Here is a 22,936-nt window from a genome sequence, read left to right as displayed (position 1 = left end):
GGATGCAAAAGCCTGTTTTGCTGGCTATGGACATATCGGATGCGGTCGCAAAGAAAAGCGTCACCGCTTCAATTTCTTTTGACAGGATGAAACGACGATGACGGTGCTAACGATCGAAGAACTCTCAACTGCGTTGCAGCCGGGACAGGCGATCGCGGGCCTCGATCTCGGCACGAAGACGATCGGGCTTTCGATGTCCGATCTCGGCCGGCGCTTTTCGACGCCGCGGCCGGTCATCAAGCGCGAAAAATTCACGATCGATGCGACGACGTTGCTGGAGTTTGCCGCTAAGGAAAAGGTCGCCGCCTTTGTGATTGGTCTGCCAATGAACATGGACGGATCGGCCGGACCGCGCGTTCAGGCGACGCGCGCCTTCGTGCGCAACATGGAGCAGAAGACTGACCTGCCGTTCGTCTACTGGGACGAGCGGCTGTCGACGGTCGCCGCCGAGCGGGCGCTGCTCGAGATGGACGTATCACGCAGGCAGCGTGCCGAGCGGATCGACTCGGCAGCGGCAAGCTTCATTCTTCAGGGAGCGCTGGACAGGCTATCGTTGCTCGGCAGAACGGCATCGGGCGATTTTGACGCGTGACGTGCACGCCACCAGGCGGCAATTGCCTTGCGTCGGCGGAACCCAATGATTGCGAAGACGACAAGACTGTCGACGACGATCGCGCGGGCAACCAGCGGCGGAATGGTTTCCGGCGGAATGCCGAGCACCTTGCCATAAATCTCGAAGGTCAGGTCATGCACCTGCCTACTGAGCATATAGATGCCGAAGTTCATGTCGTAATAGGAAAGCCAATACCATCCCGCCAGGAAGACAATGGGACCGGCCCAGAAGATCAGGAACCACTTCATGCGGTCGTCTCTCGTTCTCTTCGACTGGATAGCCCCTCGTGGGAAACCGCCCATATCGACAACGCCATCGAACCCAGAACCAGCCCTGGCACAGCGATATCCAGCGCAAGCACAGCGAAAAACATCATCGCGGCAACAAGAAACGCGCCTCTCGCGATTTTAGTTCCCATGGTTCCAGACACCCAACATTTTGGACTGACTGGCAAACTGACTTCTTACCCGGGAAGGCGCAACGTAAACCATTTGTTAAGGTTAACGCGCGCGGGGACGCCTGTGGAAAGACTGTGCTCGGCCTCAGCCGTAGACGCCGCGAACGATACGTTTCAGAGCCGTTGCGGCCTTCTCCCAATCCTTCGACGTCTTGAGCGTCAGTCCGGCGCACTGGCCTCCAGCGGATGCGGAAAGAACGAGATGCTGGATGGCCGCGATCAGAAGCGCATTGACGGCCACAACGTCGACGCCCTTTGGCGGCATCAGCGATCCCCGCATGCGATCGAGCCAGTTTGCTAGGGCCTTCGACCGCGCCTCGGAAAGCCGCCTGACCTGCTCGGTGTTTTCGGAAACCTCCCAGGCAACGATTCGGCGAACAAGTGGATCATCCCGCAACGCCTCGAGGAAAAGCAGCGACAGCCGCTCCATGAGGTCGCCGTAGGTCAGGAGAAACATGCCACCGGTATCCTCGGGAATGCGGTCCTTGACCCAATTGCCGAGATCGGCGCCGATCGCTTCCACGAGGCCGTTCAAGCCGCCGTAGTAGCGGTAGATCAGTTGCTTGTCGCAGCCGGCGCGGCGGGCAACCGCGTTGATGCCGAAATTCTGGAACCCCTCTTCCGCCAGCAACGACTTGGCTGCGTTCAGAATTGCCTTCTCGGTAGCGCTTCGGTCGCGAATACGCTTTTCGGGTTCGACACGGATTGCGTCGGCAACGGGCGCAAGCACCATGGGGTCGTTCAGCATGAGGGATTCGGTCCAGTTGTCACTTTGCGGTGAGTAACAACGCCACAGATCAGCGGCAACGGACATGTCTTGCAAAGATTGTGGACAGTTCGCGAAAGATGGCAACGATTTCAAAGTGTCACCATACGGTGACATTTAGCTGCCTGCCCTTATAGTCTCTGTCCAAACCAGACCGTTCGGTCGGAAGCGTCGACCAATGGCGGGCCAAGTCGGCTGAACCCGCGGGAGCCCCAAAAACGCAGAGCGCCATAATTGTTAGCATTGGCGCCGAGGTGGACGGCTTCGACGCCGGCCTCTCTTGCATTCGACAGCCATCGGTCGAGGAGCTTCGTGCCCATCCCCTGCCCCTGTAAACGCGGCAGTAGGTTCATGTGGATGTGCGCGGGAAAGGCTTCGACGAGCGCAGCAGGCGCCGAAGACGGATGGTGGATCGCGGAAATGCGTTTCTGATCGGCGTCCCAGTTCTCGGGATCGCCCTCCGGATCGCTGTACGCCCGACGAAGTGCCGGCCACCAATCGCGTTCAAGCCGCTGATCGAATGCAACCGTATCGAACCCGCCGACGATGTAGCCGGCAACTCCTTCGGAGTCCTCTGCCACGAAAGCGGTTTCAGGGCTCAGCAGCACGTAGGGTGCCGAATAAATATGTCCGATCAGCTTGCCGTCGCGGTGCAATTTGGACGCATCGCTGCCGGCGTCGCCCGTCACGAGCGAGATTTGATAGATCTGCTCGAGATCGTCGGTACGGACGGGACGCAGCACAGTCATCAGCTTGCCGGCGGATAGAGAAGATCGACGATGTAGCTGGCGTCGAAGCGCGAATCCAGCATGCCGTAGGTCGAGCGCCAGCCGCCTGCAAGGCGGGTTTCGATGAAGGCATCGGCGATCCGCCCTGCCCCCAGGCGATAGAGTTCGGCGGCACCGGCAGCGAGCGCCAGCTGTTCGACGAGCAGGCGTGCAGCGCCCTCGTCCCGCTCGCAAAGCGCCATGGCGGCGCGCAGCACGTCGATGGTCTTCTTGCCGGCCGGTCCGAGATCGCGCGCGAGACCTGCGAATACCGTTTCGAAAAGGTCCTTGCCGCGGTTCAGGATGCGTAGCACGTCGAGTGCCATGACATTGCCCGAGCCTTCCCAGATCGCGTTAACGGGCGCTTCGCGATAGTGGCGGGCGATCGGGCGCTCCTCGATGTAGCCGCTGCCGCCGATGCATTCCATCGCCTCGTAAATCAGAGATGGCGCAATCTTGCAGCACCAGTATTTTGCGACCGGCGTCATGACGCGGGCGTAGGCCGCCTCTTCGGCGCTGCCGCGTGCCCGATCGAAGGCATCGGCAAGGCGGAAGGACAGCGCCGTCGCAGCCGCCACATCGAGGGCCATATCGGCCAGGACGCGCGTCATGATCGGCTGGCTCACCAGCATCTTTCCGAAAACGCTGCGGCCGCGGGTGTGATGCACGGCCTCGGCCAGCGAAGCGCGCATGATGCCCGAGGAGGCCAGCGCGCAGTCGAGCCGCGTTAATGTCACCATGTCGAGAATAGTGCGGATACCGCCATCCGGCGTGCCGAGCAGGAAGCCGAACGTATCGTTGAATTCGACTTCCGACGAGGCATTGGAGCGATTGCCGACCTTGTCCTTCAGGCGCTGGAAGTGCAGGCCGTTCGCCGAACCATCCTCCAGAAGACGTGGAACGAGGAAGCAGCCCATCCCATCCTTGGTCTGCGCCAGCATCACGAAGGCGTCGCTCATCGGCGCCGACATGAACCACTTGTGGCCGGACAGACGATAGATGCCTTCGCTGACCTTCTCCGCCGTCGTCGTGTTGGCGCGAACGTCGGTGCCGCCCTGCTTCTCGGTCATGCCCATGCCGATCGTCACGGCGGACTTCTGCATGGCAGGCTTGTTGGTGGAATCATATTTGCGCGAGAGGATCTTCGGTGCCCAGTCCTTCTGCACGGCCGGCGAAGCCGAAAGCGCTGCGACCGAGGCACTCGTCATCGTCAGCGGGCAGAGATGGCCGGATTCCAACTGCGCCGTCAGATAGAAGCGCGCTGCCCTAACCTTGTGCGCCTGGTTTTTGGCCTCAGTGTCCGCCTGCGGATCCCAGACAGACGAATGCAGCCCCGACGACATCGAACGGCGCATCAGCGCGTGCCAGGCCGGATGGAACTCGACAACATCGAGCCGCTCGCCGCGCGGACCATGCGTGCGCAGCTGCGGCACGCCCTGATTCGCCATGCGCGCCAGCTCCTGCGCCTCCGGAGAGGTCACGTACCGGCCCATGTTGTCGAGATCGTCGCGGATCCCACGCGGCAGCGTGCCGGTCAGGTCGACGATCAGCGGATCGGACCTGTAGGCGTTGATGCCGGACCACAGGCTCGGCTGGTTGAGTTCGGCAAGTTTCTCTTCGGCGGGCGTCATGAATCGCTTCTAGTGCAAGAGGCAGGCAAAGGGAAACCGGAAGTTACAATTTCCCTGTCCTCTGCAATAGTTGAATTCGGGCAAAATTGCAGGGGGAGACGGGCCTTTGCCCACAGCGCAAGCTTGCCGCCGCCCGGCTCACTCTTTATAGACCCCGCAGACGACAGCAAGAGGCAGGTTCATGGTCTTCTTTCCCCACCGCCACCTCATCGGTATCAAAGGGCTCACCGAGCAGGATATCACCTTTCTCCTCGACAAGGCCGACGAGGCCGTCAAGATCAGCAGGCAGAGAGAGAAGAAAACGTCGACCCTTCGCGGCCTGACTCAGATCAATCTCTTTTTCGAGGCATCGACGCGCACGCAGGCCTCCTTCGAGCTTGCCGGGAAACGTCTCGGCGCCGACGTGATGAACATGTCGGTCGGCAATTCTTCGGTGAAGAAGGGCGAGACCCTGATCGATACGGCAATGACGCTGAACGCGATGCGGCCTGATGTGCTCGTGATCCGCCATTCCAGCGCCGGGGCTGCTGCCCTGCTCGCACAGAAGGTTTCCTGCTCGGTGGTCAATGCCGGCGACGGCCAACATGAGCATCCGACGCAGGCCCTCCTTGACGCTCTGACGATCCGCCGCGCCAAGGGCAAGCTGTCGCGCATTATCGTCGCGATCTGCGGCGACGTGCTGCATTCGCGCGTGGCGCGGTCGAACATCCTATTGCTGAACGCCATGGGCGCACGCGTGCGCGTCGTAGCGCCCGCAACCCTGCTGCCATCAGGTATCGCCGACATGGGCGTTGAGGTCTTCCATTCCATGAAGGAAGGTCTGAAGGACGCCGACGTTGTGATGATGCTGCGTCTGCAGCGCGAGCGCATGTCCGGCGCCTTTGTGCCATCGGTGCGCGAATACTATCACTTCTATGGGCTCGACGCGGAAACGCTAAAAGCGGCGAAGGAAGATGCGCTTGTCATGCATCCCGGCCCGATGAACCGTGGCGTCGAGATCTCCTCCGAGGTCGCGGACGGACCGCAGAGCGTGATTGCCGAACAGGTGGAAATGGGGGTCGCCGTGCGCATGGCCGTCATGGAGACGCTGCTGGTCTCACAGAACCAGGGTCCACGCACCGAAGGAGCCGGCGCATGAAGAACTCGGTCGTCCTCAAGAACGTTCGCATCGTCGACCCCTCGCGCAATCTCGATGAAGTCGGCAGCATCATCGTCAGGGATGGCCTGATCGTTGCGGCCGGCGCGGACGCACAGAACCAGGCAGCGCCCGCCGGTGCCGACGTGCGTGATTGCACCGGCCTCGTCGCTACGCCTGGCCTCGTCGATGCCCGCGTTCATATCGGTGAGCCGGGCGCCGAGCATCGTGAAACGATCGCTTCGGCAAGCCGCGCGGCAGCGGCCGGCGGCGTTACGTCGATCATCATGATGCCGGATACCGATCCCGTCATCGACGACATCGCGCTTGTCGAATTCGTCAAGAAGACGGCGAAGGACAAGGCACTGGTCAACGTCTATCCGGCAGCGGCGATCACGAAACATCTTGCCGGCGAGGAAATGACCGAGATCGGCCTGCTGATGGAAGCCGGCGCCGTCGCGTTTACCGACGGCCGCTCGAGCGTCCACGACACGCAGGTCCTGCGTCGCGTGATGACCTATGCGCGTGAATTCGGCGCCGTCATCTCCTGCGAGACCCGCGACAAATATCTGGGTGCCACCGGGGTCATGCATGAGGGACTGTTTGCCAGCTGGCTCGGTCTCGGGGGTATCCCGAAGGAAGCAGAACTCATCCCGCTCGAACGCGACCTGCGCATCGCCAAGCTGACACGCGGCAACTACCACGCCGCGATGATCTCCGTGCCGGAATCGGTCGAGGCGATCGAGCTTGCCCGCAGCCGTGGTGCGCGCGTTACCTGCGGTATCTCGATCAACAATCTTTCGCTGAACGAAAACGACATCGGCGAATATCGCACCTTCTTCAAGCTCTATCCGCCGCTGCGCTCCGAAGATGATCGTATGGCGATGGTGGATGCGCTGGCGCGCGGTGCGATCGATATCATCGTCTCCTCGCACGACCCGCAGGACGTTGACACGAAACGCCTGCCCTTCGGTGAAGCGGCCGACGGAGCCGTCGGCCTTGAAACGATGCTAGCTGCGGCGCTGCGCCTGCATCACAGCGGCCAGGTCAGCCTGATGCGGCTGATCGATGCCATGTCGACGCGGCCGGCGCAGATTTTCGGCCTCGAGGCCGGCACGCTGAAGCCGGGCGCGAAGGCGGATATTGCGCTGATCGATCTCGATGACCCTTGGCTTGTCTCGAAGGACATGCTTCTTTCCCGCTCGAAGAACACGCCGTTCGAAGACGCTCGCCTCAGCGGGCGCGCTGTTGCGACCTACGTCGCCGGACGCTGCGTGCATACGATATAAAAAGACCACCGGAGGGAACATGGTCTCGGATCTCATGACCTGGCAGATCACGCTGCCGATCGCATTCGCGGCGGCCGCCATTGGCTACCTGCTCGGCTCCATCCCCTTCGGCCTGATCCTGACAAAGGCCGCCGGGCTCGGCGACGTCCGCAGCATCGGGTCTGGCAATATCGGCGCGACCAACGTGCTTAGAACCGGCAACAAGAAGCTTGCAGCCGCAACGCTCCTTCTCGATGCGCTGAAGGCATCGGCCGCAGCTTGGATCGTCGGCTATTTTCTGGGCAACGAAGCAGCGCTGATCGCGGGTTTCTTCGCCTTCATCGGTCACCTCTTCCCGGTCTGGATCGGCTTCAAGGGTGGCAAGGGTGTCGCCACCTACATCGGGACGCTGCTCGGCGTCGCGCCGATCATGGTCCTGGCTTTCGCCGTGGTCTGGCTGGCGGTCGCTTTCACGACCCGGTATTCCTCGCTTGCCGCACTGGTTGCAATGCTTGTCATTCCGGTTGCATTGTGGATACTGGGCGCCGAGAAGGTTGCAGCGGTCATGGCGATCATGACTGTCATCTCCTACTGGAAGCACAAGGCCAACATCTCTCGCCTGATGAGCGGGACGGAAAGCAAGATCGGGGCGAAGGGATAGAATGGACGCTCGCAGCGCAAGGCCAAAAGGAATTGCGCTGACGGAACGCCAACGCATCGCGTGGCTGCGTCTCATCCGCTCCGACAATGTTGGGCCGGCAACCTTTCGCGACCTCATCAACCATTTCGGATCCGCCGAGACGGCGCTGGCCGCTCTGCCCGAACTCTCGGCCCGCGGCGGGGCGACGCGCTCCATCCGGATCGCAACGGAGAGCGAGGCGCACAAGGAGTTGGAAGCCGCGCGGCGCTTCGGCGCCCGATTCGTCGGCATCGGCGAGCCGGACTATCCCCAAGCGCTGAAGCAAGTCGACGGTGCGCCGCCGTTGCTCGCCGTCAAAGGCGATCTCTCGGTTTCCCCGCAGCCGGCCGTCGGCATCGTCGGCTCCCGCAACGCCTCCATTAGCGGCGCCAAGTTCGCCGCGACAATCGCGCGCCAATGCGGCCAAGCAGGCTACGTCGTCGTCTCCGGCCTTGCACGCGGCGTCGACACGGCAGCGCATCGCGCAAGCCTCGACACGGGAACGGTGGCTGCGATGGCCGGAGGTCTGGACCAACCCTATCCGCCGGAGAATGCCGGTCTGCTTGACACCATCTGGAATGGCAACGGGCTTGCCATCAGCGAAATGCCATTCGGCTGGGAGCCGCGCGCACGCGACTTTCCACGCAGAAACCGGCTTATCGCCGGCGTTTCGCTGGGCGTCGTTGTCGTCGAAGCGGCGATGCGCTCGGGTTCGCTGATCACGGCAAGGCTGGCCGGCGACTTCGGCAGGCTGGTTTTCGCGGTGCCGGGTTCACCGCTCGATCCCCGGTGTCATGGCACCAATGGATTGCTGAAAGACGGTGCGATGATTGTCACGACACCGGATGACGTCACCGAAGCTCTGGCACCACTCTCACAGATCGAACGCTACTCCGCGCCGGTCGCCGAGGAGCCGGAACGCGACGGCGGCCGCTCCATGCTCCCGCCTGATGATTCCGATCGCTCGCTTATCGTCGATGCACTCGGGCCGACGCCGGTCGAGATCGACGACGTCATCCGCCATACCGGTTTGCCGGCGGCTTCGGTCTATCTCGTCCTGCTGGAGCTTGATATCGCCGGACGGCTTCATCGCCATCCCGGCGGTTTCGTCTCTCTTGCCATGGGCGACTGAGATCCCTACGTCCGGGCCTGAAGATCGCCGGCCTCCACATAGGCCATCTCGATCAGATAGCAGAGCATATCGGCGTTCTCTTTTTCCGCCACCCGCCGCAACTCAGCGAGCATCTGCCTGATGAAGGCGATGTTCTCATGCGAGCCGGATCGTCCGGTATCTTTCTTTGCGAACTTGGCCGCCATGGGATAGTCTCTGACGAAAGAGAGGCGCTGCCTTTCGGCTAGCCCGAACCACACTTCAAAAACGATACCTCAATTATCAGAAATTGCAATAAGTTTGCGATCTCGTATTGGTTGTATCGCGTTGTAATGCGTAAAAATGCAGTCAGACCACTTGACCGAAACGAATTCCCTGTCCATGTCGAAGAGCCGGCTATCTGGACACGGCAGGGATTCCATCTGCTTATCCGCCGGCTTGGCACGTTTTTTTAGAGAATCATGATGAATGTTGTAGTGGTAGAATCGCCTGCCAAGGCAAAGACGATCAACAAGTATCTGGGCTCCGGATACAAGGTGCTCGCCTCCTTCGGCCATGTCCGCGATCTGCCTGCCAAGGACGGCTCGGTTCTTCCGGATCAGGATTTCGAAATGCTGTGGGAGGTCGACGGCGCATCGGCCAAGCGGCTGAAGGATATCGCCGACGCGGTGAAGTCGTCCGACAGCCTATTCCTCGCAACCGACCCGGACCGCGAGGGTGAAGCGATTTCCTGGCACGTCCTCGACATGCTGAACAAGAAGCGCGTCCTGAGCGGCAAGACCGTGAAGCGGGTCGTTTTCAATGCGATCACGAAGAAGGCCGTCCTCGATGCCATGGCGGAGCCACGCGACATCGACGTGCCGCTCGTCGATGCGTATCTCGCTCGCCGTGCCCTCGACTATCTCGTCGGCTTCAACCTGTCGCCAGTTCTCTGGCGCAAGCTCCCGGGCGCACGTTCGGCCGGCCGCGTTCAGTCGGTGGCGCTGCGTCTGGTGTGCGATCGTGAGTCCGAAATCGAGCGCTTCATCTCCGAGGAGTACTGGAACCTTTCGGTTCTCCTGAAGACGCCACGGGGCGACGAGTTCGAAGCAAAACTGGTTGCAGCGAATGGCAAGCGGTTGCAGGCTCGTTCGATCGGAAACGGCGAAGAAGCCGGCAAGCTCAAGGCCCTTCTGGAAGGCGCGAGCTATGCCGTCGACACGGTCGAGGCAAAGCCGGTCAAGCGCAACCCGGGACCACCCTTCACAACCTCCACACTGCAGCAGGCGGCGTCCTCGAAGCTCGGCTTTTCAGCGTCCCGGACCATGCAGGTTGCCCAGAAGCTCTACGAGGGTGTCGACATCGGCGGCGAGACGGTCGGTCTGATCACCTACATGCGTACGGATGGCGTTCAGATGGCGCCCGAAGCCATCGATGCGGCGCGGAGCGCAATCGTCGATCAATTCGGCCAACGCTATCTGCCGGAGAAGGCTCGCTTCTATTCCACCAAGGCCAAGAACGCCCAGGAAGCACACGAGGCGATCCGCCCGACCGATTTCAATCGCTCGCCCGACCGCGTGCGGCAGTTCCTCGATGCCGACCAGTTGAGGCTTTACGACCTTGTCTGGAAGCGCGGCATCGCGAGCCAGATGGCCTCGGCTGAAATCGAGCGTACCACGGCTGAGATCACCGCCGACAACAAGGGCGAGAAAGCCGGTCTGCGCGCTGTCGGCTCGGTGATCCGTTTCGACGGCTTCATCGCCGCCTATACCGACCAGAAGGAAGACGGCGAACAGAGCGACGACGGTGACGAGGATGGTCGTCTGCCCGAGATCAATGCCCGCGAGAACCTCGCAAAGCAGAAGATCAATTCGACCCAGCACTTCACCGAACCGCCGCCGCGCTATTCGGAAGCATCGCTAATCAAGAAGATGGAAGAGCTCGGCATTGGGCGTCCGTCGACTTACGCTGCGACGCTGGCGACCTTGCGCGATCGCGAGTACGTCACCATCGACAAGCGCAAGCTCATTCCGCAGGCCAAGGGCCGGCTGGTGACGGCCTTCCTCGAAAGCTTCTTCACCAAATACGTCGAATACGATTTCACCGCTGATCTTGAAGAGAAGCTAGACCGGATCTCGGCCGGGGAGCTGAACTGGAAGCAGGTGCTGCGCGATTTCTGGAAGGATTTCTTCTCCCAGATCGAGGATACGAAGGAACTTCGCGTCACCAACGTTCTCGACTCGCTTAACGAAGCGCTGGCGCCACTCGTTTTCCCGAAGCGGGAAGATGGCGGCGACCCGCGCATCTGCCAGGTTTGCGGCACAGGCAACCTTTCGCTGAAGCTCGGAAAGTATGGCGCCTTCGTCGGTTGCTCGAACTATCCCGAATGCAACTATACCCGTCAGCTTTCATCCGAAGGTGGTTCGGAAGCCGAAGGCGTTGCGCTGAACGAGCCGAAGAACCTCGGCACCGATCCGGTGACCGGTGAAGAGCTTACGCTGCGTTCGGGCCGCTTCGGCCCCTACATCCAGCGCGGTGATGGCAAGGAAGCAAAGCGTTCCTCGCTGCCGAAGGGCTGGAAACCCGAGGATATCGACTACGAGAAGGCGATGGCGCTGATTTCGCTGCCACGCGATATCGGCAAGCACCCGGAAACCGGCAAGATGATTTCTTCCGGCATCGGTCGCTATGGGCCGTTCCTGTTGCATGACGGCGGCTACGCCAACCTCGAAAGCGTCGAAGACGTCTTCTCGATCGGGCTCAACCGCGCTGTGACCGTGATTGCCGACAAGGCGAGCAAGGGCCCTGCCGGACGCGGCCGGACTGCAGCGGCAGCGTTGAAGGAACTGGGCGACCATCCGGATGGCGGTGCGATCACCGTTCGCGACGGCAAGTATGGTCCCTACGTGAACTGGGGCAAGGTCAATGCGACCCTGCCGAAGGGCACCGATCCGCAGGCCCTGACTGTCGAGGAAGCGCTGGCGCTGATCACCGCCAAGGCAGGCAAGGCACCGGCATCGAAGAGCAAGGCAAAACCGAAGGCGAAGGCCGCCTCGGCTGAAACCAAGACTACCAAGACCGCCGCCAAGCCGAAAACGACCAAAGCCAAGGCGCCGGCAAAGACGAAGAAGAGCAAAGAGTGAGCAAAATCCCGCGGGAAAGAATGAAGGGCATGGGCAAGCGTCCCGGCAAGATCGGACGCGCCAGCCAGCAACCCGCAGCCGAACCGCTGAACATCGCCCACGGGGCCCTGCCCTCCCGCGAAGTGATTCTGCGCTTTATCGCCGACCATCCGCAGAAGGCGTCGAAGCGCGAGCTTGCGAAGGCCTTCGGACTGAAAGGCGACAACCGCGTCGAACTGAAGCACCTCCTGCGCGAACTGGAGCAGGAAGGAATGCTCCAGAAGACGCGCAAGTCGCTGATCCGGCCGGGCGCCCTGCCGCCCGTCACAGTGCTCGACATCACGACGCGCGACAAGGACGGCGAACTGATCGGCCGTCCGGCGGAGTGGCCGGAGGAGATGGGGGTTGCGCCCGCCGTCGCCATCCGCCAGTCGACATCGGCAGCAGGTCGCAACGGCAAGGGCAAGGCTCCTGTCGCCGGCATGGGCGACCGAATCCTCGCGAAGATCTTTCCGGCCTCTGATCGCGGCGGCCCGGCCTACACCGCGCGCATCATCAAGATTTTGGACAAGCGCCGCGGCGCGTTGCTCGGCGTCTTCAAGGATGCACCTGGTGGTGCCGGTCGTCTGCTGCCGATCGAGCGGCGCGGCGAGGAAATGGTGATCGACCCCGAGTACAAGGGCGAGGCCAAGGACGGCGATCTTGTCGAGGTCGAAGTTGCCCGTCTCGGTCGATTCGGCCTGCCGCGCGCCAAGGTGCTCTCGATCATCGGTTCCGTCGCATCCGAGAAGGCGATCTCGATGATCGCCATCCATGCCCATGGCATCCCTTATACATTCCCGCCTGCTGTCGTCGCCGAAGCCGACGATGCCAAGCCCGCGACGATGTCGCATCGCGAGGACTGGCGCGATGTGCCGCTGATCACCATCGATCCGGCTGACGCCAAGGACCATGACGACGCCGTCTATGCCGAGGCGGATCCCTCGCCCGATAATCCGGATGGCGTCATCGTTACTGTCGCCATCGCCGACGTCTCCTATTACGTTCGCCCGAACTCTCCGCTCGATCGCGAAGCGCTGAAGCGCGGCAACTCGGTCTATTTCCCGGACCGGGTCGTGCCGATGTTGCCGGAGCGCATCTCGAACGATCTCTGCTCGTTGAGAGAAGGTCAGGACCGGCCGGCGCTTGCCGTTCGCATGATGTTTTCGAAGGAAGGCCGAAAGATCGGCCATACCTTCCATCGCGTGATGATGAAGAGCGCGGCAAAGCTCTCCTACCAGCAGGCGCAGGCGGCGATCGACGGCACGCCTGACGATAAGACGGGACCGCTTCTCGAACCGATCCTGAAGCCGCTTTGGAATGCCTACCGGATCATGACGCTCGGTCGTGGGCGCCGGCAACCGCTCGAGCTCGACATGCCGGAGCGCAAGATCCTGCTGAAGCCTGACGGCACCGTGGACCGCGTTGTCGTGCCGCCACGCCTCGACGCGCACAAGCTGATCGAAGAAATGATGATCCAGGCCAACGTTTCGGCAGCCGAGACGCTGGAGAAGAAGCGGCAGGTGCTGATCTACCGCATCCATGACGGCCCGACGCTCGCCAAGCAGGAAGTGCTGCGCGAGTTCCTGGCAACGCTTGGCATATCGCTTCCCAAGGGCGGCAACATGCGCGCCAACAATTTCAACATGATCCTCGCCAAGGCGGACGACACGCCGCACCAGACGATGGTCAACGAGATGGTGCTTCGCTCGCAGAGCCAGGCTATCTACAGCCCGGAGAATATCGGGCACTTCGGCCTGAACCTGATGAAATACGCGCACTTCACCTCGCCGATCCGCCGTTATGCGGACCTGATCGTGCACCGTGCACTGGTCGGCTCGCTCGGTTTCGGTGAAGGCGGCATCACGCCCGACGAAGAAGCCGCACTCGACGATATTGCCGCAGAGATCTCGACTTTCGAGCGCCGCGCCATGGCCGCCGAGCGCGAAACGGTGGACCGCCTGATTGCGCATCATCTTGCCGGCCGTATCGGCGAGGAATTCCAAGGACGCGTATCAGGTGTGACGAAATCGGGACTATTTGTCACCCTCCCGGACTATGGAGCGGATGGCTTCGTTCCTATATCTACGCTCGGAACGGACTACTTCATCTATGATGAGGCGCATCAGGCATTGTCTGGCGAAAAGACCGGGCTTGGGTATCGCCTCGGCGACGACGTCACGGTCAAGCTCGCAGAGGCTATTCCGCTTGCCGGTGCGCTGCGTTTCGAGGTGATCAGCGAAGGGCGAAAGATGCCGGCCGCTGTGCGTTCGTTCCATAAGGCTGGCCGGCGCGACGCAAGCCGCGCGCGCAAGCAGGCCGGAACGAGGCCGCCAAGAGGGCGGCGATAGGCGTGTAGGGACGCCGCGAAAGGAAACGGACGATGACGACCACTTCCAGCGACCAGCCAATCCGTTACGGAAGCAGTGAAGAGGTGGAACGTCCGCTCGGCCGTTCTATCAAGCGCGGTATGCTGAACACCTGCCCCAACTGCGGCAGCGGCAAACTGTTCAAGAGCTTCCTGAAGCCGGTGGACAATTGCGCCGCCTGCGGCGAGGCCATGTACCATCATCGCGCGGACGACCTGCCGCCCTATCTTGCCATCGTCATTATCGGCCACCTCATCATCGGTGGCTACATGGCGACTGACCTCGTCTGGCCCATGCCGCTCTGGCTGACCTTTACAATCTGGGCGCCGATCACGGTCCTTGCCGCTCTGCTAGTCATCCAGCCAATCAAGGGCGGTGTTATCGGCCTGCAATGGGCACAGCGCATGCACGGCTTCGGCGGGCACGGCGATGACGAGGAATACGAGATTCCCGGCCGCAACCGGTGAGCACCGCCCACCTTCACCTTCACGACACAATTGACGTGTAGTGGCACGCCCCAACTGCCCTGCTGTTCAGCGGCCGCAGGGCGAAATCTTAGGCGTATTCGGTAAGCTTCTTTGATTGAATCAATTCAAGATCATCCAGGTTATTGCCGCCAGCGCGTTTCATCTTGTAAAGCACAGCCGTCATTTGGATTTGGCACTACCGTGCCTTTCTATGGTGCTTTGCGGTGAGCGATTCTCCGCAGCCAGTCTCTAAGGATGGATACATGTCTCAGCCGCGAAACGGCACAACACCAGGCGATGTCGAGGAAATCCATTGGCCTTCCCTGGTGGCAGCCGTCTCGTCCATCTCGGCTGTCGGCATAGCAATCGGCCTCGGACTTCCACTTCTCAGCATCATTCTCGAAAAGCGCGGCATTCCCTCGACGCTTATTGGACTGAATACGGCGATGGCGGGCGTTGCCGCGATGGCGGCGGCTCCGATCACCACGAAGCTGGCACACAAATACGGCGTCGCTCCGACCATGATATGGGCCGTGCTGATCTCAGCCGTAAGTGCGCTTGGGTTCTACTATGCCCAGGATTTCTGGATGTGGTTTCCGCTGCGTTTCGCCTTTCACGGCGCAACAACGACGCTGTTCATCCTGTCGGAATTCTGGATCAACGCAGCCTCGCCGCCCTCCAAACGGGGCTTTGTGCTCGGGATCTATGCCACCGTTCTCTCACTGGGGTTTGCGGGCGGACCACTGCTCTTTTCTATTCTTGGCAGCGATGGCGTGCTGCCGTTTGCCGTCGGCGCCTGTGCCGTCCTACTGGCTGCCATTCCGATCTATATCGCACGGTACGAGAGCCCGGTCCTCGAAGAGAAGCCGGAACTGCATTTCATGCGCTATGTCTTCTTGGTACCGAGCGCAACGGCTGCCGTCTTCATCTTCGGTGCCGTCGAAGCCGGTGGCCTGGCGCTGTTCCCGATTTACGCAGTGCGCGCCGCCTTTACCGAATCGCAGGCAGCCCTGCTGCTGACGGTAATGGGAATCGGTAATGTGATCTTTCAGATCCCCGTCGGCTTGCTTTCAGACCGGATGAAGGACAAGCGACCGCTGCTGGCCGCTATGGCCTTCATGGGCCTGATCGGTTCTCTGATGCTGCCGATCCTCGTTCACAGCTGGGTTCTGATGGCTGCGGTTCTGCTCTTCTGGGGCGGCTGTGTCGCAGGGCTCTATACCGTTGGCCTCAGTCACTTGGGCTCGCGCCTGACCGGTTCGGACCTTGCTGCCGCCAACGCGGCCTTTGTGTTCTGTTATGCAGTAGGGACCGTGGCTGGGCCGCAGGTGATCGGCGCCGCCATCGACGTTGCCGGCAACGACGGTTTCGCCTGGGCAATCGCCGGATTCTTCGGCCTTTATGCCCTGCTTTCCTCCATCAGACTGCTTTTCCTCCGAAAGCGGGCTTGACTTTTCGAGCGAGATTCGTAGTTTCGCGCCAGAATTTGCCGTGGAGCCAATCCGGCCTGCCACGGCTTTCATTTTATTGAAGGCAGGACGACCATGGCCAAGGCTACCACAATCAAGATCAAGCTTCTGTCGACGGCCGACACCGGTTTCTTCTACGTCACGACGAAGAACAGCCGCACGATGACCGACAAGATGACGAAGACCAAGTACGACCCGATTGCTAAGAAGCACGTCGAGTTCAAGGAAACCAAGATCAAGTAATCACCTGATCTGACGTTCTTCAAAAAGGCGCGCGCCCATGGCTGCGCGCCTTTTTGTTTGCCGGCTCTACAGGTTTGGTCTCGATGCCAGAAAACAGAAACGCCGTCCTTCCCGAAAATGCGGAACGGACGGCGTTTTCTTGAAAGGGGGTCGACCAGCAAGCAACGCGGCACGAGGAACCGCTGAATGTTGCAAACCAGCCGACCGACCCCACGACCCAGGAGATGCGGCGGACCTGAGCATCATGGGGTATCTCGGACTCCTCACACGGAGTGCTTATCTCTTATGTGCCGATAATTTGCTCGAAAATGAAAGAAAATCAACAAATTCTTAATGGTTAGATTTCCGAGGTTGATTTTATGGTTAAAAGTACGGCTTTGGGACAGCTTTTAGACCGCCGAATCGGATACATTGGCAAGAATAGCGCCAAATTGGCAAAGAATGGCGGAACTATAGACCAATAGTATTAGCCTACTTGGCCGCGGCCAGCAGGTCAGTTCGCGTCACTATTTCCGTATAATGCCGGCTAATATGATTAATCCTCACATCTGTCCTAGGCCGGCGACGGATCTGCTTGTGACGATATCGAATGCCAATAAATCAACGTTTCAAGCGACCGGCTATGCAGTCAAATTACTTGGCTGGTTCGCAGCTGTGGATGACACGAAATGTCTCATGGAAGCGTTATTCAAGCCGCCGCGACGACACGATTCCGGCCGCCCGTTTTTGCTTCATACAGTGCGAGATCGGCCTGCTTCATCAACTGTCCTGGAGTGATGACGGAGGAGATCCTTGACGAAATTCCGAACGAAGCGGTAACGCTCAATTCCTGCCCTGATGACTTCAGCAAGAACGGCACTGTCTCGACCGCGGAACGCAGCCGCTCCGCGACAGCCGCGGCTATCTCGGGCGACGTGTCAGGCATGACGACCACGAATTCTTCGCCACCATAGCGGCAGGCAAGATCGGCACCGCGGACGGTGGAGCGAATGCGGCTCGCAAACTCCCGCAGCACATCATCGCCGGCATCGTGCCCGTAAGTGTCGTTGACCTGTTTGAAGCGATCGATGTCGGTGATCAACACGGACAGCGGGCGGCCCCGTGCCATCGATCGATTGAAGAGTGTGCTCAGGTGATTATCCAGGTAGCGACGGTTGCTAAGCCCGGTCAGTGGATCTGTGACCGCGAGTTCGATTGTCTGCTTCACGCTTGCGCGCAGGCGATCATTGTAACGCTTGCGGCGCATTTGCGTGAGGCTGCGAGCCACCAGTTCGTTGGGATCGACCGGCCTTACGATATAGTCGTTGACGCCGAGTTCCAGCGCCCGGATCACCATGTCGTCATCGCCCTGCTCGGTGATGATCAAGATGGGCAGAAAACGCGTGCGCTCCAGCGAGCGAAGCTGAGAGCACAGGCGGAGCGGATCGTAGTCGTCAAAGTTGGCATTGACGATGACCAGCTCAAACGGATTTTCCGAGGCCTCGAAGAGCGCGGCTTGTGGGTCCGAAATCGCCGAGACATCGGCGACAGGCTTCAGGGCCTTGATGATGCGCTCCTGGGAATTGGCACGCCCATCAACCAGCAGCACTTGGCCAGATTCATCGCTCCGCCCCTCGCCCGAACGGAGCAGCTCGTCGATCCCCATAGTATGGGCAGTCTCGGCGCGAATGCGCAATTCGTCGCTGAGCGTCTTCAGCCTCAGGAGGCTTTTCACCCGGGAAATAAGTTGAAGGTCGTTGACCGGCTTGGTGAGAAAATCATCGGCGCCGGCCTTAAGGCCACGCACGCGGTCGGTCGGCTGATCCAGTGCGGTTACCATGACCACGGGTATGTGCGCGGTCTTTGGATTGGCTTTCAGCCGCTCGCATACTTCGAAGCCGTCCATCCCTGGCATCATGATATCGAGAAGGACGAGATCGACCTGGTTACGCTCGCAGATTGCCAGCGCCTGATAGCCGTCACTGGCGGTCAATACGTCGAAATACTCGGCAACTAGCCGAGCCTCGAGCAACTTGACGTTGGCCGGAATGTCATCAACCACGAGAATGCGCGCAGTCATAGGCTTCTTTCCGATGCGTCAAGCATCGCCCAGATAGGTCTTGATCGTCTCAATGAATTTAGGAACGGAAATAGGTTTCGAGACATAGGCCTCGCAACCGCCTTGGCGAATGCGCTCCTCGTCCCCCTTCATGGCAAATGCTGTAACGGCGATAACGGGAATGACGTGCAGATCATCGTCTTCCTTCAGCCATTTGGTGACCTCGAGACCAGAAACCTCGGGGAGTTGAATATCCATCAAGATCAGATCGGGCCGGTATTTGCGCGCGAGATCGAGCGCTTCCATGCCGTTTCGGGTCTGAATCGTCGTGTAGCCGGACGCCTCGATAAGGTCGCGAAAGAGCTTCATGTTGAGCTCGTTGTCTTCTACAATCATTACCTGCTTGGGCATGACACGCGTCCTACGTCTGTTCTGGTACCGCTTCCCCGCATGAAGAAGACTTCTGCGATGGCATGGTTCCATAGAACCGATGGCTGCACACTATCGGTATTTGGTTGAAAAATAGGTAACTTACCCAGAGAAATGCAAAGCAACTTCAAGACTTCGAAACAACTCGCTGCCGATCCGCAGCAGACCGCGATCGCCGTGCTTGCCTGGCTTGCCAACGAACCGGATTTGTTCGGCCGTTTCCTTGCATTGACCGGCGTCGAGCCGGCGCAGGTGCGCCACGCGATCAACGATCCTGGGTTTCTTTCCGGTATGATGGACTTCATCATGCAGCACGAGCCAACGGCGATGGCCTTTTGCCAGGCGACCGGCACCGCGCCCGACGCATTGAATGCGGCATGGCTGCATTTTTCGCCGCCGGGACTTGGCTCGGGAGAATATTGAGCATGGATTTTGCAACTAGCGTCGGCCAGGTGCGGCTCGCCGACCGGCCTTTGGTCGTCTGCGACATTGACGAAGTGGTCCTTGAGTTCCTCACTCCGTTTACCGCTTTCCTGCGCTCGCACAATTACGACCTCCTGCCTCGGTCGTTCCGCCTCTACGGCAATATCGTATCGCTCCTCGACGGCAGCGAATTGGACAGAGCCTCGGTCGATTCGTTTGAGGAAATGTTCTTCGCGAACCAGCACCTCTGGCAGAAGCCGGCGGAAAAGGCCGTCGAAACACTGCAGTCGCTTTCGGTCGACGCCGACATCGTCTTCTTGACCGCGATGCCGCCTCGGCACCACGGCATCCGGCGCGAATTTCTCAATCAACTCGACCTCTCTTTCGACCTGATCGCCACCGAGGAGCCCAAGGGCCCTGTCGTGGCAACACTGCATGATCGCCGAAGCCTGCCGGTTGCCTTCATCGATGATATGCAACGCAATCTCCTTTCCGTTGCCGATCACGTGCCCGACTGCCTGCTCCTGACCATGATGGCTAACGCCGACTTCAAGCCGTTCGCGCCGCCGCCTGTTGGAAGCATCGTAGAGGCGGCCGGCTGGGGCCACGCCGCAGAGTTACTAAGGGCACATTTCGCGGCGGATGTTCTCACGAGCGCAAATCCAGCCGCATAAGCGGTCGGCCATCCTTGCGTTTTGCCACGGTCTCGAATCCGGCAGCTTCGAAAACCGCGGTCGAGCCAGTACAGAGCGTCACCGATTTCGATTGCTTGACGTGGTCGATCGGACAGCCTTCAAGATAGCGAGCGCCGTGGCGTCGGGCATAATCGATCGCACCGGCAAGGAGACGGTGGCTTAGCCCCTGCCCCCGCATATGCGACGTCAGGAAGAAACAGCTCACCGCCCAGAACGACGGATCGTGCGCATCCGCATCCTCGACCGGTCGCGAAACCGTCCGCGGCGAATTGAATTGCGGCACGTCGTACCGCGGCCCGACCTGAACCCAGGCGACGGGTTCGTCATCGTCATAGGCCAGAATGCCCGGTGGCGGCCCGACGGCTATCCGGCCGAGCATATGCGATTTCCGGTCATCCGGCCCCATTTTGGTGCGGACGGAATGAGGCAAGCGAAGCGCAACACACCAGCAATCATAAAAGGCTCCACGGGGACCGAAGAGCCGTTCGAAGTCAGTCCAACGGTCTGCCGTCACCGGCTCGAAACGGAGATCGATGTCCAATGCAAACCTCCCAGCCTCTCTTGAGACTCAAAAGTTTAGAGGCTAATGTTGCAATGTTCAATCTTTGTTCTCATCATGACACTTGTGAGCGCCACGACATCAGGCTTCTGTCGCGACTGCCTTGCCGAGCAGAAGGCAGAAATGCGCCGCTGCAGGGCCTGCGGTAGTCCCCGTCTTGTACGCCATCAAGAGCTCTACCAGCTGACACTGGCGCACATCGACTGCGACGCCTTCTATGCGACAATCGAGAAACGCGACAATCCAGAGCTTGCCGACAAGCCCGTTATCATCGGCGGCGGCAAGCGCGGGGTGGTCTCGACCGCCTGCTACATTGCCCGCATCCACGGCGTTCGCTCCGCGATGCCGATGTTCAAGGCCTTGGAAGCCTGCCCGCAGGCAGTCGTCATTCGACCTGACATGGAAAAATACGCCAAAGTCGGGCGTGAAGTCCGCACGTTAATGCAGGAGCTGACGCCGCTCGTTCAGCCGCTTTCGATCGACGAGGCATTTCTGGAGCTTGGTGGCACCGAGCGGCTGCATCACGATCCGCCGGCGCGCACCCTCGCCAAGTTCGCGCAGCGCATCGAGAAGGAGATCGGCATAACCATCTCCATTGGCCTGTCCTACTGCAAGTTTCTCGCCAAGGTGGCGTCCGACCTGCATAAGCCTCGCGGCTTCTCAGTGATCGGTCGAGAGGAAGCGGTTTCATTCCTCGCACCCCGACCGGTGACGACAATATGGGGCGTCGGCAAAGCATTTGCGGCCACTTTGGAGGCTGACGGTATTCGCACCATCGGCCAGTTGCAGACAATGGAGGAGAACGACCTCATGCGCCGATATGGCAGCATGGGCCAACGACTCGCGCGCCTTTCTCGTGGGATCGACGATCGCGAGGTGCACCTGAACGATGCGGCAAAGAGCGTTTCGTCGGAAACCACCTTCTTCGACGATATTTCCCGCCACGATGAACTCGTTCCGATCCTCCGCAGTCTTTCCGAGAAGGTCGCCTGGCGGCTGAAGAAGCACGATATCGCCGGCCATACGGTGGTTCTGAAAATGAAGACGGCGGACTTCAAACTGCGCACCCGCAATCGCAAGCTCGAAGACCCGACACAACTTGCCGACCGGATCTTCCGCACCGGGCTGGAGCTGCTCGAGAGGGAAACGGACGGGACGAAGTTTCGCTTGATCGGAATCGGCGTGACGGATCTTTGCGATCCCGCTCGCGCCGATCCGCCCGACCTCATCGATGTGCAATCGGGCCGCAGGGCAGCTGCCGAAGCTGCAATGGACAAACTGCGCGACAAGTTCGGCAAAGGCACTGTTCAGACCGGATACACCTTCGGCGGTAAGCGCGATCACTAATATGTGAGCCGTACTCAAGACCCATCATTTCAAGTTTTCATTAAGCTTCGCCGCTTAGGCTGGCGCTTCAGGTATTGCGTATCGGTTGAATCATATGTTGTCGCGTCTCGTCCTTGGCCTCGGCTTGCTGTCGGCCACTGCATTGGTGCACCCCGCGCTCGCGGCGGATGCACGCACGCTGCAAATCTTCGTTTCGAAGGATGCGCAGTCGCTCACGCTCTACGACGGCGCCGAGGTTGTAGCGACCTCCAAAGTGTCGACGGGCAAACCAGGGCATACGACGCCGAGCGGCATCTTTTCCGTCATTGAGAAGCAGAAATATCACGAATCCAACATCTATTCGGCTGCGCCGATGCCGTTCATGCAGCGACTGACCTGGTCTGGCATTGCACTTCACGAGTCGAACGCAGTGCCGCGCTACCCTGCATCGCACGGTTGCGTTCGCATGCCGGCAACCTTCGCCAAGCAGCTCTACAAGATGACGGCGATGGGGGTGCCGGTTGTCATAACCGACGCCGAATTGACACCTGAAGCAATCGATCATCCGACGCTCTTCCGGCCGGACACGCCGGCGTCCCCAGCGCTGCTGTCCGATGCTGCCCTGCGACCAGCGATCGGGCAGATGCCCGTTCAGGTCGCCATGAACGACGTCGAAATGTCGTCTCACGAGACCCCGACCGCAACCAGGCCTGAAAACGACACGCCGATCCGCATTCTCATAACGCGCCGCAGTCAACGAGAGGAAGTCCTCGACCTCCAAACCTACCTCAACGAGCTGGGATTTGCAGTGGGTGAACCCGACGGTCTCCTCGGCACGGCGACGCTGCAGGCGATCAGCGATTTCAGGTTGAAGTATCCGGTTGAACCGACGGCAGACAAGTCACCAATGAGTGACACCCTCCTCAAGGCCGTCTATGCCGCGGCTGGCAAGGGAACGCCACCGAACGGCGTCATCATGATCCGCCAAGGATTCCAGCCCGTTCTTGAAGAGCCGATCTCGATCGCAAACCCCGGCCTCGCGCTCGGCACGCATTTCTTCTTTGTCCATGACGTCGATTTCGAAACCGGCTCGGCGGCCTGGATGGGTACGACCCTTCCCAACACACTCTCGCGCGCGACCATGACAAGGCTTGGTATTAGCAGTCTCGAGAGCTCGATCATATCGGGCACGCCGATCGCCAACGCATTAAACCGTATCGATATTCCGGAGGAGACGCGACACAAGATCAACGCGATGTTGACCTCAGGATCAACATTGACGATCTCCGATACCGGCCTCGGACCCGAGACCGGCAAGGGAACGGACTTCATTACCCTCACAAGGGGTTGA

22 protein-coding genes are annotated in these 22,936 nt (G+C 60.2%); 14 read left to right on the top strand and 8 right to left on the bottom strand.

Annotation, left to right across the window (positions count from 1 at the left end; translation table 11 throughout):
• Positions 1-97: 97 nt before the first annotated feature.
• On the top strand, positions 98-592 hold the full coding sequence (gene ruvX / locus FHT76_RS24975; protein WP_183756807.1) for a Holliday junction resolvase RuvX: 495 nt from the start codon (positions 98-100) through the stop codon (positions 590-592).
• Here the strand turns inward: ruvX and FHT76_RS24970 are convergent.
• The 4 genes from FHT76_RS24970 to FHT76_RS24955 form a co-directional block, all read right to left on the bottom strand.
• Positions 529-861: a DUF6105 family protein gene (locus tag FHT76_RS24970; RefSeq protein ID WP_183859152.1), complete on the bottom strand. Its 333-nt coding sequence runs from the start codon at positions 859-861 to the stop codon at positions 529-531. The genes ruvX and FHT76_RS24970 overlap by 64 nt on opposite strands.
• A gap of 294 nt (positions 862-1,155) precedes the next feature.
• The gene (locus tag FHT76_RS24965) at positions 1,156-1,818 is read right to left on the bottom strand and encodes a TetR/AcrR family transcriptional regulator (protein WP_183859153.1); all 663 of its coding nucleotides are present in this window, start codon (positions 1,816-1,818) and stop codon (positions 1,156-1,158) included.
• Between the two features lie 149 nt (positions 1,819-1,967).
• Positions 1,968-2,585 (bottom strand): GNAT family N-acetyltransferase, encoded by a 618-nt coding sequence (locus FHT76_RS24960; protein WP_183859155.1) that lies wholly within the window; start codon positions 2,583-2,585, stop codon positions 1,968-1,970.
• On the bottom strand, positions 2,585-4,234 hold the full coding sequence (locus tag FHT76_RS24955; protein WP_183756811.1) for an acyl-CoA dehydrogenase family protein: 1,650 nt from the start codon (positions 4,232-4,234) through the stop codon (positions 2,585-2,587). The genes FHT76_RS24960 and FHT76_RS24955 overlap by 1 nt, the downstream gene beginning before the upstream one ends.
• Positions 4,235-4,415: 181 nt before the next feature.
• Here FHT76_RS24955 and FHT76_RS24950 point away from each other — a divergent pair, with 181 nt between their 5' ends.
• Genes FHT76_RS24950 through dprA form a run of 4 tightly spaced genes read left to right on the top strand, consistent with a single transcriptional unit; the run spans position 4,416 to position 8,448 of the window.
• Positions 4,416-5,372, top strand: coding sequence for an aspartate carbamoyltransferase catalytic subunit (locus FHT76_RS24950; RefSeq protein WP_037127400.1), 957 nt, complete (start codon positions 4,416-4,418; stop codon positions 5,370-5,372).
• Complete coding sequence (locus tag FHT76_RS24945) at positions 5,369-6,658, top strand: dihydroorotase (RefSeq protein ID WP_183859157.1); 1,290 nt, start codon at positions 5,369-5,371, stop codon at positions 6,656-6,658. The genes FHT76_RS24950 and FHT76_RS24945 overlap by 4 nt, the downstream gene beginning before the upstream one ends.
• A 19-nt stretch (positions 6,659-6,677) precedes the next feature.
• Positions 6,678-7,298: a glycerol-3-phosphate 1-O-acyltransferase PlsY gene (gene plsY, locus FHT76_RS24940; protein WP_183859159.1), complete on the top strand. Its 621-nt coding sequence runs from the start codon at positions 6,678-6,680 to the stop codon at positions 7,296-7,298.
• Between the two features lies 1 nt (position 7,299).
• Complete coding sequence (dprA, locus tag FHT76_RS24935) at positions 7,300-8,448, top strand: DNA-processing protein DprA (protein WP_183859161.1); 1,149 nt, start codon at positions 7,300-7,302, stop codon at positions 8,446-8,448.
• 5 nt (positions 8,449-8,453) lie between these two features.
• On the opposite strand, the gene FHT76_RS24930 is transcribed toward dprA, so the two are convergent.
• Positions 8,454-8,633, bottom strand: a complete 180-nt coding sequence (locus FHT76_RS24930) for a hypothetical protein (RefSeq protein WP_259129411.1) — start codon at positions 8,631-8,633, stop codon at positions 8,454-8,456.
• Between the two features lie 258 nt (positions 8,634-8,891).
• On the opposite strand from FHT76_RS24930, the gene topA reads away from it, so the two are divergent.
• The 5 genes from topA to rpmG all read left to right on the top strand — a co-directional run bounded on the left by topA (position 8,892) and on the right by rpmG (position 16,115).
• On the top strand, positions 8,892-11,549 hold the full coding sequence (topA, locus tag FHT76_RS24925) for a type I DNA topoisomerase (protein ID WP_183860700.1): 2,658 nt from the start codon (positions 8,892-8,894) through the stop codon (positions 11,547-11,549).
• Entirely contained in the window at positions 11,546-13,918 is a 2,373-nt protein-coding gene (gene rnr / locus FHT76_RS24920; protein ID WP_183859162.1) for a ribonuclease R, read from the top strand. Before topA ends, rnr begins: the two co-directional genes overlap by 4 nt.
• A gap of 32 nt (positions 13,919-13,950) precedes the next feature.
• Entirely contained in the window at positions 13,951-14,403 is a 453-nt protein-coding gene (locus FHT76_RS24915) for a DUF983 domain-containing protein (protein ID WP_183859164.1), read from the top strand.
• A gap of 263 nt (positions 14,404-14,666) precedes the next feature.
• Positions 14,667-15,854 carry an MFS transporter gene (locus FHT76_RS24910; protein WP_183859167.1) on the top strand — a complete coding sequence of 396 codons (1,188 nt, stop codon included), beginning with the start codon at positions 14,667-14,669 and terminating at the stop codon, positions 15,852-15,854.
• Positions 15,855-15,947: 93 nt separating this feature from the next.
• Positions 15,948-16,115, top strand: a complete 168-nt coding sequence (rpmG, locus tag FHT76_RS24905; protein ID WP_003587245.1) for a 50S ribosomal protein L33 — start codon at positions 15,948-15,950, stop codon at positions 16,113-16,115.
• 688 nt (positions 16,116-16,803) lie between these two features.
• Here rpmG and FHT76_RS24900 read toward each other — a convergent pair.
• Together FHT76_RS24900 and FHT76_RS24895 are read right to left on the bottom strand one after the other, a co-directional pair.
• The gene (locus FHT76_RS24900; RefSeq protein WP_183859169.1) at positions 16,804-18,174 is read right to left on the bottom strand and encodes a PleD family two-component system response regulator; all 1,371 of its coding nucleotides are present in this window, start codon (positions 18,172-18,174) and stop codon (positions 16,804-16,806) included.
• A gap of 18 nt (positions 18,175-18,192) precedes the next feature.
• Positions 18,193-18,564: a response regulator gene (locus FHT76_RS24895; protein ID WP_007531841.1), complete on the bottom strand. Its 372-nt coding sequence runs from the start codon at positions 18,562-18,564 to the stop codon at positions 18,193-18,195.
• A 132-nt stretch (positions 18,565-18,696) separates the two neighbouring features.
• Between FHT76_RS24895 and FHT76_RS24890 the strand changes: the two genes are divergently transcribed.
• Positions 18,697-19,005: a DUF3572 domain-containing protein gene (locus FHT76_RS24890; RefSeq protein ID WP_183859171.1), complete on the top strand. Its 309-nt coding sequence runs from the start codon at positions 18,697-18,699 to the stop codon at positions 19,003-19,005.
• A gap of 2 nt (positions 19,006-19,007) precedes the next feature.
• Positions 19,008-19,679 (top strand): hypothetical protein, encoded by a 672-nt coding sequence (locus tag FHT76_RS24885; RefSeq protein ID WP_183859173.1) that lies wholly within the window; start codon positions 19,008-19,010, stop codon positions 19,677-19,679.
• Here the strand turns inward: FHT76_RS24885 and FHT76_RS24880 are convergent.
• Positions 19,654-20,241 (bottom strand): GNAT family N-acetyltransferase, encoded by a 588-nt coding sequence (locus FHT76_RS24880; RefSeq protein WP_183859175.1) that lies wholly within the window; start codon positions 20,239-20,241, stop codon positions 19,654-19,656. The two genes, FHT76_RS24885 and FHT76_RS24880, sit on opposite strands and share 26 nt — an antisense overlap.
• A 45-nt stretch (positions 20,242-20,286) precedes the next feature.
• On the opposite strand from FHT76_RS24880, the gene FHT76_RS24875 reads away from it, so the two are divergent.
• Both FHT76_RS24875 and FHT76_RS24870 read left to right on the top strand, forming a co-directional pair.
• Positions 20,287-21,606 carry a DNA polymerase IV gene (locus FHT76_RS24875; RefSeq protein WP_183756823.1) on the top strand — a complete coding sequence of 440 codons (1,320 nt, stop codon included), beginning with the start codon at positions 20,287-20,289 and terminating at the stop codon, positions 21,604-21,606.
• Between the two features lie 94 nt (positions 21,607-21,700).
• Positions 21,701-22,936: a L,D-transpeptidase family protein gene (locus FHT76_RS24870; protein WP_183859177.1), complete on the top strand. Its 1,236-nt coding sequence runs from the start codon at positions 21,701-21,703 to the stop codon at positions 22,934-22,936.

The sequence above is a fragment of the Rhizobium sp. BK176 genome (assembly GCF_024808055.1).
Note: the sequence above shows the minus strand (reverse complement) of the source record. Positions and strands in the feature narration are given on the sequence as shown.